An 11,254-nucleotide genomic window follows, 5' to 3' on the forward strand; every position below is an offset into this window, starting at 1 on the left:
GGAAGAGGTTCACAGGCTCCCAGAAAATACCACTTTCCATCATTCCAGATTTCTACCCAGGCATGATTGTCATCGCAGTGCGACCACTTTGGCGCATATACCTGGCGTGCCGGAATCCCCACACTCCTCATGGCATTTACCGTAAATACAGATTCCTCTCCACAGCGGCCGTTTCCTCTTCTGTAAACAGTAAGAGCAGAAAGTGTTCTGTCGTCTGTACAATGATAAGTAGCCTCCTGCGCGCACCAGTAATTTACCTCAATGGCAAAATCTTTTCTGCTGCATCCGTCCATAAGAGAAAGCTTTTTGTTTTCTTCCATAAAGCCTCTGATCTCGTTATGGAATAATTCTCTGCAGGGCGCGATTTCTTCTTCATTCACTCTGTGATACAGCACGTAATTCAAAAAAATATCTTCCGGAAGAGATCTGACACCTTCCGCTTCTTTCCACAGCCTTACGCTGTTCTCTGCATAATCAAGAAATACCTTAAAAGAATAATTTCCTATATCGCTGCAGGGCATTGTCATATAAAGATATTTCAAAGCAAGAGCCGTTTCCGGCTCCTGCTTTTCTATTTGTTTATCTATCTCCTCAAATACACCGGGAAACTGTTCTTTTATTTTTTTATAACCTTCCAGAATTCTCTCCCGGTTTTCTTTCAGAAATTCACTCATATTGTCCCTTTCCTGTCCGGTATCTCACAGACATACAGGTATATTTCAATTTCTGCCGCAGAATCCGTCAAGCACCTGTCTTGCTCTGCGTACAGCCTCTTCATCAGTTCTCCAGATCTCATACTCGCTGAGAGACGGAAGCCCCATATTCACTCCTTCTCTGCGGTATTCCATTTCACTGTCCATAGTAACCTTGCCGGACATATGGAACGCTGTGGCTCCTGTTTTTGGCTGAAGCTCACGGATCACATCTGCATTCACTCCGCTTCCAACCTGGATCGTAATTCTTCCGGCGCTCTTTTCTACAAGATCTTTAAGAAGGTCTGCTCCGGCAGTACAGATATTTTTCTGTCCTGATGTAAGAATTGTATCAATTCCAAGGGAAATTGCCTGTTCCATTGTTTCATAAGGATCTGCGCACACATCAAACGCTCTGTGAAGAGTGACAGACATTCCCTCTGCATCTTCCATCAGATGCTTCATCTGTTCCATATTCAGAGTTCCATCAGGCTTCAGGATTCCAATAACAACGCCTTCTGCTCCAAGTCTGCGAAATTCTTTCACCGCCTCGCGGATCAGGATAAATTCTTCATCTGTGTAGCAGAAATCACCAAATCTCGGACGAATCAGAGCATGGATCCTGATATCTGTATGCTTCCGGATTTCCTGAAACAGCCACGGATTAGGAGTTGTTCCTCCGATGACCAGACTGCCGCACAGCTCCAACCGGTCTGCGCCGCCTTTTGCTGCTGACAGTGCGGACTCCACTGAATCCACACATGCTTCTAGAATAAAATCAGCCATATATCCTCCTTATTGCCCGTTTTTGCAGGCATCCAGATAAAGATTCTTTATTTTGCAGCATTTATACCAGCCTGACCCCGGATGCCTCCAGCGTCCTCACGATCGTACTGTCCGGATACTCGTCTGTTACGATTCCGTTTATATCGTCAAAATGCGCAAATTTATATGAATCATTAAAATAAAATTTTTCTTTTTCCATTACAACGTACTTATGTCTGCTGCTGTTGATTACAGCTTTTTTGGTCAGCCCGTCCTCCACTCCCAGAGTAGTGACCGTACAGTCAACCATATCCACACCGCAGCTTCCCAGAAAGGCTCTGTCAAAGCTGTACTGCTTCAATACCTCTATGGTTGCCGCTCCCATAAAACCGTTCACCCCCTGATACATGGTTCCTCCTGTACCAATGACAGTTATCATGGGATTCTGCACAAGAATCTGCAAAATATCAATCATATTGCTTACAACAACAACCTTTATCCTGGAGGCAGCAAGAAGTTTGGCAAGCTCAATATTAGTTGTGGAAATATCCAGAAAAACGGTCTCGTTGCTTTTGATAAGTCCAAAAGCCTTTTCTGCTATAATCTTCTTTTTGTCCAGATGATAATTTCGTCTGTCAATAACGTCTCTCTGGAGGGGGTAATCCTGAGACATGATCGCCCCTCCATAGGTTCTTTTCAGTTTTCCGGAATTTTCCAGGGTCTTCAGGTCTTTTCGGATACAGTCCTCTGATACATGAAATTTTTCACTAAGGGACTTTACCTTTACCTTACCCTTTTCCTGAAGACATTGTATAATAGCCGCCTGTCTTTCTTCTGTAAACATGAAATACCTCCTTTCCGTTAAGAGGTTTTTATGCTGTTACTCTTCTGTCAGTATTACGTCAAGAACTGTATCTGTCTGATCCGGCAGAACAGGATCCAGACCCAGATCTGCAAATACAATATCCGGATAATCACTGTGTACCCAGCTTGTTGATACAGGCACCTCAGCGCCTGTTGCAAGATAACGGATTCCCTTCAGACGGTCTTTCGGCACTCCCAGAAGCGGAACCGGTCCGATAGTATTTTCAAAAAGATGGAAATAAACGTGATTGCCCTTAGCTGTAACACGTCCGTAATCCGGTTTTGCAATCTGGCTCTTTCCGCAGCCGTAAATACTCTCTCCGTTTTTCTTCATCCATTTACCGATCTCCTGAAGGATCTTCATGGATTCCTCAGGAATATTGCCCTTCACATCAGGACCTACGTTAAGAATGAGATTTCCGCCTTTGGAAACACATTCTACCAGCTTCTTGATCAGCATCGGAGCCGGTTTATAAAAATGATCGGTAGCACAATAGCCCCAGTGATTGTTCATAGTCACACAGGCTTCCCAGGCAATATCATTGCCCTCCACGTCCTGAATTCCATTTGGCGGAATCATCTGTTCAGGGCTTACAAAATCGCCGTGGTACGGGGTAGGCTTACATGCAGCCAGAGAACCGTAACCCTCGCCGCTGCACTCCAGACGGTTGTCGATGATCACTTCCGGCTGAAGACTTCTTACCATATCCATAAGCTCTGTTGCTCTCCATGCCTCTCCTCTGAGATCATCATAGGAAAAGTCAAACCACAGAATATCAATTTTTCCATAGTTGGTGCAGATTTCACGGATCTGGTTATGCATATAGGTCAGATAATTGTCAAAGTTACGTCCGTCGTTTTTGTATGCCGGATTATTTCTCATAGGATGCTGTCTGTCTCCGTAATGAGGATAATCGTCATGATACCAGTCAATAATCGTAAAGTAAATTCCTACCTTCAGACCTTCTGCGCGAACAGCCTCCACATATTCTTTGATCAGGTCTCGTCCGCATTTTGTGTTTGTGGATTTGAAATCTGTGTACTGGCTGTCATAAAGGCAGAATCCGTCATGATGCTTTGCTGTAAGTACCACATATTTCATACCTGCTTCTTTTGCAGCCCGTGCCCATGCTCTCGGATCGTAATCAACAGGATCAAATTCCTCAAAATACTTCATATAGTCTTCTTTCGGAATTTCCTCTTCACTTCTTACCCATTCTCCTCTTGCCGGAATAGAATAAAGTCCCCAGTGGATAAACATACCGAATCTCGCATCCAGGTACCATTCCATTCTCTTGTTATACTCTTCTCTGTTAAATGTGTACATGACCTTCCTCCTGTGCAGGTTTTATTTTGTTGTTTCTTGCAGATCCGGATAATGACATTTTACAATATGTCCCGGTGCTACCTCTACCGGAGTAGGACGCTCTGTTTTACATTTTTCCGTACAGTGCGGGCAGCGTGTATGGAACAGACATCCGCTTGGCGGATTACTTGGACTTGGAAGATCCCCCTGCAGAATAATACGTTTGGACTTCTTGTCAGGATCCGGGATCGGAACTGCTGAAAGAAGCGCTCTTGTATATGGATGTCTCGGATTTGCGTAAAGCTCTTTTTTCGGCGCTGTCTCAACGATTGTTCCAAGATACATAACGCCGATTCTGTCTGAAATCATCTCCACAACGCTGAGGTCGTGAGAAATAAACAGATATGTAAGGTTATATTCCTTCTGAAGGTTCTGAAGGAGGTTCAGCACCTGCGCCTGGATGGAAACGTCAAGAGCAGATACCGGCTCATCGGCAATGATCAGTTTCGGCTGCACAGTAAGCGCTCTGGCAATACCGATACGCTGACGCTGTCCGCCGGAAAATTCATGAGGATAACGCTCTCCGTGAGATGGGCTTAAGCCTACAACCCCAAGAAGCTCATGAACCTTTTTCAGTCTCTCGCCTGCTGTCATATTGGTATGGATCAGAAGAGGCTCTCCGATCAAATCCTGAACCTTCATTCGCGGATTCAGAGAACCGTAGGGATCCTGGAATACCATCTGAATGTCAGATCTTAAAGGGCGCATCTCATTGTCAGAGATTTTTGAAATATCTTTTCCTTCAAACCAGATCTCACCTGTATCCGGTGTGATCAGATGATCGATCAGTTTACCTGTTGTGGATTTACCGCAGCCGGACTCTCCTACCAGAGAAAAAGTCTCTCCCGGCATAATGTCAAAGGAAACGTCGTTTACTGCGTGAACGAATTTTTTCTTTCCAAACATCCCCTTATTAGCAGAAAATGTTTTTGATATGTTTTTTACAGATACTAATGCTTCGCTCATGATCAATTACGCCTCCTTTCCAAGATCATTCATATGGTGGCATCTGCATTTATGAATACCTTCCACTGTCATAAGCTCCGGTTCTTTTTCTCTGCAGATATCTGTTGCGTACTTACATCTCGGTGCAAATTTGCAGCCCTTTGGCATTACGGAAAGATCCGGTACGCTTCCCGGAATAGACGGAAGTGATTCCACTCCGCTTCCCAGCTTCGGCACAGAAGCGATCAGCCCCTGTGTATACGGATGTTTTGGTGCAGAGAACAGTTCTTTTACAGGAGCTTCCTCTACAATACGTCCTGCATACATAACAACTACGCGGCTGCACATTTCGGCTACAACACCAAGGTCATGTGTGATCATCAGGATTCCTGTATTTTTCTTTTCACGGATTTCTTCCATAAGCTCAAGGATCTGCGCCTGAATGGTAACGTCAAGAGCAGTTGTGGGCTCGTCTGCGATCAGCAGCTCCGGCTCACAGGACATGGCCATTGCGATCATTACACGCTGGCACATACCGCCGGAAAGCTGATGGGGATAGCTCTTCAGAGTCATATCCGGCTCAGGAATACCTACGGATTTCAGTACATCATATGCTCTCTGATGAGCCTGTTCTTTGGTAAAATCATTATGAAGCAGAATTGCCTCTGTAAGCTGCTTCTCTATTTTCATACATGGGTTCAGAGAGTTCATCGGCTCCTGGAAGATCATTGCAACTTCTCTTCCGCGGATATTTCTCATACCCTTTTTATCTTCTTTCAGAAGGTCTGTTCCGTTCAGAATAACCTCACCGTTGGAAATCTTACTGTTTCTTGCAAGAAGACGCATAACTGACAGGGAGGTTACTGATTTACCGCAGCCGGATTCTCCTACCAGACCAAGGATTTCTCCTCTTTCAATAGAAAAAGAAACATTATTTACGGCTGTTACCCATGTTTTGTCCCGCTTAAATTCTGTGCGGAGATTTTTTACTTCCAATAATTTTTCTGCCATGGTTTTTCCTCCTAGTTCATCTTCGGATCCAGAGTATCCCTGAGACCGTCTCCAAGCAGGTTGAATGCAAGAACAGTAAGGAAGATCAGGATACCAGGAAACAGTACCATATGCGGAGCTGTGTTCAGATAGTTACGTCCAAGTGAAAGCATTGCGCCCCAGTCAGGCTCTGTAACATTTGCTCCGAATCCCAGAAAACTCAGGGATGATGCAGCAAGGATTGCTGTACCGATACGCATGGTAAAGTTTACGATCATAGACTGAATAGTTCCAGGGAATACATGGACAAACAAAATTCTGCTGTTCTTACATCCCAGTGAACGGGCAACCTCAACATAAAGAGACTGCTTTACGGAAATTGTTGCGCTTCGTATGATACGGGCAAAGGATGGAACCGTAAACACCGCAACAGCGATCATAACGTTTACCATACCTGGTCCGATAATAGCAACAACTGCGATTGCAAGCAGGATGTCCGGAAATGCAAAAAGCACATCACAGCATCTCATGATCAGGGAATCAACAAAACCGCCGTAGAAACCAGCGATCAGTCCCAGAATAACGCCGCCGGCTGTTCCGATAACTGTAGCGATCAGAGCGCAGGAAAGGGACAGTCTGGAACCTACCATCAGACGGCTGAATACATCCTGGCCAAACTCATCTGTACCCCAGATATGAGCAGAGCTTGGTCCCTGAAGAAGGGCTGTGTAATCCGGCTGATCCGGTGCGTAAGGAACAACAAACGGTGCAATAATTGCCATTAAAACAATAAACAGAATAAAAACAAGAGAAACAACTGCTGTTTTTCGCTTCATAAACTTTTTGGTAAATTCTTTTACCTTACTCTGCGCCTTAGGAAGCTCTTCAGCAGCAGCAAATTTGTTCTGATCTAAATTTGTATTTGTCTGTGCCATCTTTTTTCCTCCTAATTATAACGAATTTTCGGGTTGATGACTCCGTAAAGAACATCCACGATCAGGTTGATGACAATATACTCTGCTGCAAAGAACAGAAGCAGAGCCTGTACTACCTTGTAATCTCGGAAGTTAATAGAGTCTACCAGCAGACGGCCAAGTCCCGGAATAGAGAATACAGTTTCTGCCATAACAGAACCTGAAAGAAGACCGCCGATCTGAAGTCCGGCAACTGTAATAATCTCAATAAGAGAGTTTTTAAATGCATGACGCATAACAACAAGAGTTTCCTTTAAGCCTTTTGCACGGGCTGTTCGAACATAATCCTCACGCATGGTCTCCAGCATGGTAGATCTGGTAAATCGTCCCAAAACCGCCATGATTCCGGCGCCCATGGTAAGTGACGGAAGGATGTAGCTCTGCCAGGAATCCAGTCCTCCGGTAGGAAGCCACTGAAGAGCAACAGAAAAGCCCTGGATCAGCTCAAGTCCCAGCCAGAAGCTTGGCACCGATATACCCGATATGGCAATGATCATTCCGATATAATCAAGAGTTCTTCCATGAAATACTGCTGATATGATACCAAGCGCAATACCGATAATAGTCGCCCAGATCATTGCAGATACTGTGAGCATGATTGTTGGTTTCATTCTGGGAGCGATTGTCTCAACAACAGTTTTTCCGTTTTTGATGGAATCGCCAAGGTCTCCGGTAAAAAGACCTTTCATATATTTTCCATACTGTACAAGCAGAGGATCATTCAGTCCCAGCTGCTCTCTTACAACTTCTACGTCTTCCTTAGTTGCATCCTGTCCTGCGATCATTCTGGCCGGATCACCGGGAATCATATGTATAAACATAAATATTACAAATGAAATCACAAGAAGGAGAGGGATTGCGCTTGCAACACGCTTACAAAAATATTTACCCATTCTTTTGCCTCCAGTCTGAGTTATAAAAAATAATCACTGTCCATAGTCACAAAAACTGCCGTCCCCACATCTGTGAATGGTCACAGACAGTTGAACGGCAGTTTTCTGCTAAGAACCTTTATGTTCTGTTACATACTTCTGCGGCGCCTGTCGCCCCAGTTAAATATTTACTTTTTAAATATTCTTTTACTGAGCAAGCACTGCGTTAGTGAAGTTAAATGCTCCGTCCGGAGATACATATGCGCCGGAGAGATAAGATTTGGATGCATAGAGGATCTGATCGTTTCCAAGGAACAGCCACGGAGCAGCTTCCCATGCGATTGTCTGAGCCTCGCCATAAATCTCAGCCTGTTTGTCCGGATCAGCAGTTGCAAGACCTTCATCTAACAGTTTGTCAAAGTCTTCGTTTACGAAATATGCTGTGTTTGCACTTGTAGGAGGTACCATGTCGCTGTGAAGCAGGGAACGAACAGAACCATCCATAGTGAAATCAGATGCGGACCAGTTTACATACCACATATTAACTTCTGCTTCTTCCTGATCTACATAGATCTTGTCATTCAGTGTTGCAGGCTCCATAGGAAGAACCTCAACGTCAATGTTGATCTGAGCAAGCATCTGTTTGATAAATGTCATACCTTTTACTTCCTGAGTGGAGTTGTCTCCCCAGAGTGTAAGCTTGAAGCCATCCTCATATCCGGCTTCTTTCATAAGCTCTTTTGCTTTTTCAAGGTCATAAGTATAAGGAGTCTGCTCCTTGTATCCTCCGATAATAGAAGGAACGATAGAAGTTGCAGGTTTTGCATATCCGGAATACATAAGCTGAACATATGCGTCTTTATCAATAGCGTAGTTCATAGCCTGACGTACTTTTTCATCTTTCAGCTCCGGAACGTTCATGTTCAGAGTTACATATCTCATGATGTTGGAGTCTGCTGCCAGTACGTTTACATCATCGTTTCCTTTGATTGCTTCGATCTGGTCTGCAGGCATCGGATAAACGAGATCAGCCTCGCCTGTCTGAAGCATAGCGGTACGGGAACCTGCCTCCGGAACCTCTTTAATAGTAACAGTATCTACAGAAGCTTTTTCGCCCCAGTAATCTTCATTGCGCTCGAAAGTTGTATGATCTCCCTCTTCCCACTCTGTGCAGATGAACGGGCCGGTTCCTACCGGATGGTTCATAATATCATTGCCGTACTCTTCAAGAGCAGCCGGGCTGATCATACAGATCTGTGTCATACGGTTGATAAACGGTGCCCATGGCTCAGTAAGCTTGAATACTACAGTGTAGTCATCCGGAGTCTCAATGCTTTCCACACGGTATGTCTCTGATCCGTCCTCTCCTGTTACAACAAAGGTTCTTCTCTGACGGAGATTGTTCTCTTTATCAATGATACGATCATAGTTTGCCTTTACTGCTGCCGCATTAAAGTCTGTTCCATCTGTAAACTTAACACCTTCACGGAGATGGAATGTATAGGTGAGGGAATCCTCGGAAACCTCATAGGACTCTGCAAGCTGTCCCTGAATTTCCTGGTTTTCATCAAAAGCTACTAACATTTCATAGCATCCGCGGGTTGCAGAGATTGCATTGGTATCCGGAATATTTGCCGGGTCCATGGAACTTACGCTTCCCTCGATTGCGATCACCAGATCATTGTCCGGGGATTTTGCTTCTGTGTTGGTTGCCTTCAGTGCGTATCCGTCTTCTGCTGCTGCGAATACTGTTGTGCCCATGGACAGTGTCATTACACCTGCCAGAAGGGCTGCGAGAACTTTTTTACGATTCTTCATAAATCTTTCTCCTTTTTGTTTTTTTATTTGTTAATAAGTTACAATTTCGTTATGAAATATGGGTACAAAAAAAGCATCTCTTATTTTTTGCGTCTTTGCAATGTTCTCATTATCTGATCTGATTCAACAATTTGCCCCTTTGCATACTCATAAAAAATACTTTACCTTAATTCGATGTCCACAGTATAACAATTTTCTACATATTTGTCAATGATTTTTTATTATTTTTTATTGATTATTCTTACTCTTTCTTGTTTTTATCTGGTAAATAAGTATAAACAATTCAGAACAGGACGAATCAAACATTTTTCTTTTATCAGAAATTATATACTATGGTTTTCCCTCCGCAACAGAAAAAAGGACAGGCAGGAAAGTTGTCTATTCCTGCCTGTCCCCATATCATCGTTTCTTAATCATTTTATCTCTGGAGTCCTTTATTCCGTCTTTCCCTGCTCTGCCTTTAAACCTTAAACCGGTAGCCTACTCCCCATATGGTTTCAATATACTGAGGTTTGGCTGTATTAAACTCGATCTTCTCACGGATCTTTTTAATATGAACTGTAACCGTAGCAATATCTCCCACAGATTCCATTGCCCATATTTCCCGGAACAGTTCATCCTTTGTAAAGACACGGTTTGGATTTTCTGCCAGAAATGTAAGAAGATCAAACTCTTTTGTAGTAAAGGTTGTCTCCTCTCCGTTTACCCACACACGTCTTGCAGTTTTATCAATCTTGATTCCCCTGATCTCGATCACATCATTTTTTACCGCTCCGGATCCTACCAGACGATTATATCTTTCCATGTGGGCCTTTACTCTGGCAACCAGCTCACTTGGGCTGAATGGCTTCGTCATATAATCGTCTGCCCCCAGACCCAGGCCCCGGATCTTGTCAATATCGTCTTTTTTGGCAGATACCATAATGATCGGCGTGTTTTTTTCCTGACGCACCTGTTTACAGATATCAAATCCGTCCACCTCCGGAAGCATAAGATCCAGAATGATCAGGTCATATTCCTCTGTCATTGCTTTCTGTAGTCCTGTATCGCCTCTGTTGGCAATCTCCACTTCAAAACCGGAAAGTTCCAGGTAGTCCTTTTCCAGATCTGCAATAGCCTCTTCATCTTCAATGATCAGTATTTTACTCATTTCATTGGTACCTCCTGATATTTTCTTAAAACAAAATACATAATGGTTCCGATTCCCTCACGGCTGGTAGCCCACACCTTTCCTCCATGGTCCTCCATGATCTTTTTTACAATAGAAAGTCCGATTCCGCTTCCTCCCTTGGAAGAATTTCTCGAAACATCTGTCCTGTAAAAACGGTCAAAAATATAAGCCAGATCCTTGGAGGCGATTCCTTTTCCATTGTCCTCGATCTCTACCTGAACGAAATCCCCCACATCCTTTACCCGGATCTGGATCACGCCCTTTGCCTTGTCCATATATTTGATCGCATTTCCGATAATGTTATGGATCACCCGCCGGATCTGCTCTCCGTCTGCAATCACCTGCACGCTTCTGTCAACATAATTGGCATAGCAGAGCTGTATTCCTCTTGTTTCCAGCTCCAGACCGATCTCCTCTGCGCAGTCAGAAAAATAATCCTCCACGTTCAGTTTACTGAACGTATACGGGATCCTGTTGGTGTCAATCTTGGAATAAAATGTAAGCTCATTGATCAGATGATCCATTTCATTTGTTTTATTATAAATGGTTCTTACATAACGGTCCATTTTTTCAGGAGTATCCGCAACTCCGTCCATAATCCCTTCCACATATCCCTTTACTGCTGTGATAGGTGTTTTAAGATCATGGGAAATATTACTGATCAGCTCCTTGTTTTCCTTATCCAGAATGATCTTTTCCTCAGCGGATTCCTTCAGACGCCGCCGCATTTCTTCAAAATCCCGGCACAGCTCGGAAAATTCATCTGTCCCTTCCACATCCAGCACAAAATCCAGATT

At 43.9% G+C, this 11,254-nt stretch carries 11 protein-coding genes; all 11 read right to left on the bottom strand.

The window, feature by feature from the left end:
* Positions 1-674: transglutaminase-like domain-containing protein (locus QVP40_RS02955; protein ID WP_288200287.1), on the bottom strand; the 674-nt coding region annotated here is incomplete at its 3' end.
* Positions 675-719: 45 nt separating this feature from the next.
* Entirely contained in the window at positions 720-1,478 is a 759-nt protein-coding gene (locus QVP40_RS02960; RefSeq protein ID WP_022067015.1) for a copper homeostasis protein CutC, read from the bottom strand.
* Between the two features lie 61 nt (positions 1,479-1,539).
* Positions 1,540-2,301 (bottom strand): DeoR/GlpR family DNA-binding transcription regulator, encoded by a 762-nt coding sequence (locus tag QVP40_RS02965; RefSeq protein ID WP_022067016.1) that lies wholly within the window; start codon positions 2,299-2,301, stop codon positions 1,540-1,542.
* Between the two features lie 36 nt (positions 2,302-2,337).
* On the bottom strand, positions 2,338-3,648 hold the full coding sequence (locus QVP40_RS02970) for an alpha-L-fucosidase (RefSeq protein WP_022067017.1): 1,311 nt from the start codon (positions 3,646-3,648) through the stop codon (positions 2,338-2,340).
* A 21-nt stretch (positions 3,649-3,669) separates the two neighbouring features.
* Positions 3,670-4,653: an ABC transporter ATP-binding protein gene (locus tag QVP40_RS02975; protein WP_022067018.1), complete on the bottom strand. Its 984-nt coding sequence runs from the start codon at positions 4,651-4,653 to the stop codon at positions 3,670-3,672.
* A gap of 6 nt (positions 4,654-4,659) precedes the next feature.
* Positions 4,660-5,643 carry an ABC transporter ATP-binding protein gene (locus tag QVP40_RS02980; protein WP_022067019.1) on the bottom strand — a complete coding sequence of 328 codons (984 nt, stop codon included), beginning with the start codon at positions 5,641-5,643 and terminating at the stop codon, positions 4,660-4,662.
* 11 nt (positions 5,644-5,654) lie between these two features.
* Positions 5,655-6,557 (bottom strand): ABC transporter permease, encoded by a 903-nt coding sequence (locus tag QVP40_RS02985; protein WP_022067020.1) that lies wholly within the window; start codon positions 6,555-6,557, stop codon positions 5,655-5,657.
* Between the two features lie 11 nt (positions 6,558-6,568).
* Complete coding sequence (locus QVP40_RS02990; protein WP_022067021.1) at positions 6,569-7,489, bottom strand: ABC transporter permease; 921 nt, start codon at positions 7,487-7,489, stop codon at positions 6,569-6,571.
* A gap of 186 nt (positions 7,490-7,675) precedes the next feature.
* The gene (locus tag QVP40_RS02995; protein WP_022067022.1) at positions 7,676-9,286 is read right to left on the bottom strand and encodes a glutathione ABC transporter substrate-binding protein; all 1,611 of its coding nucleotides are present in this window, start codon (positions 9,284-9,286) and stop codon (positions 7,676-7,678) included.
* Between the two features lie 460 nt (positions 9,287-9,746).
* Positions 9,747-10,436, bottom strand: coding sequence for a response regulator transcription factor (locus tag QVP40_RS03000; RefSeq protein ID WP_022067023.1), 690 nt, complete (start codon positions 10,434-10,436; stop codon positions 9,747-9,749).
* Positions 10,433-11,254: sensor histidine kinase (locus QVP40_RS03005; RefSeq protein ID WP_288200292.1), on the bottom strand; the 822-nt coding region annotated here is incomplete at its 5' end. The genes QVP40_RS03005 and QVP40_RS03000, both read right to left, overlap by 4 nt.

This window comes from Blautia sp. CAG:257, from assembly GCF_000433815.1.
GTDB classification, from domain to species: Bacteria; Bacillota; Clostridia; order Lachnospirales; family Lachnospiraceae; genus Blautia_A; species Blautia_A caecimuris.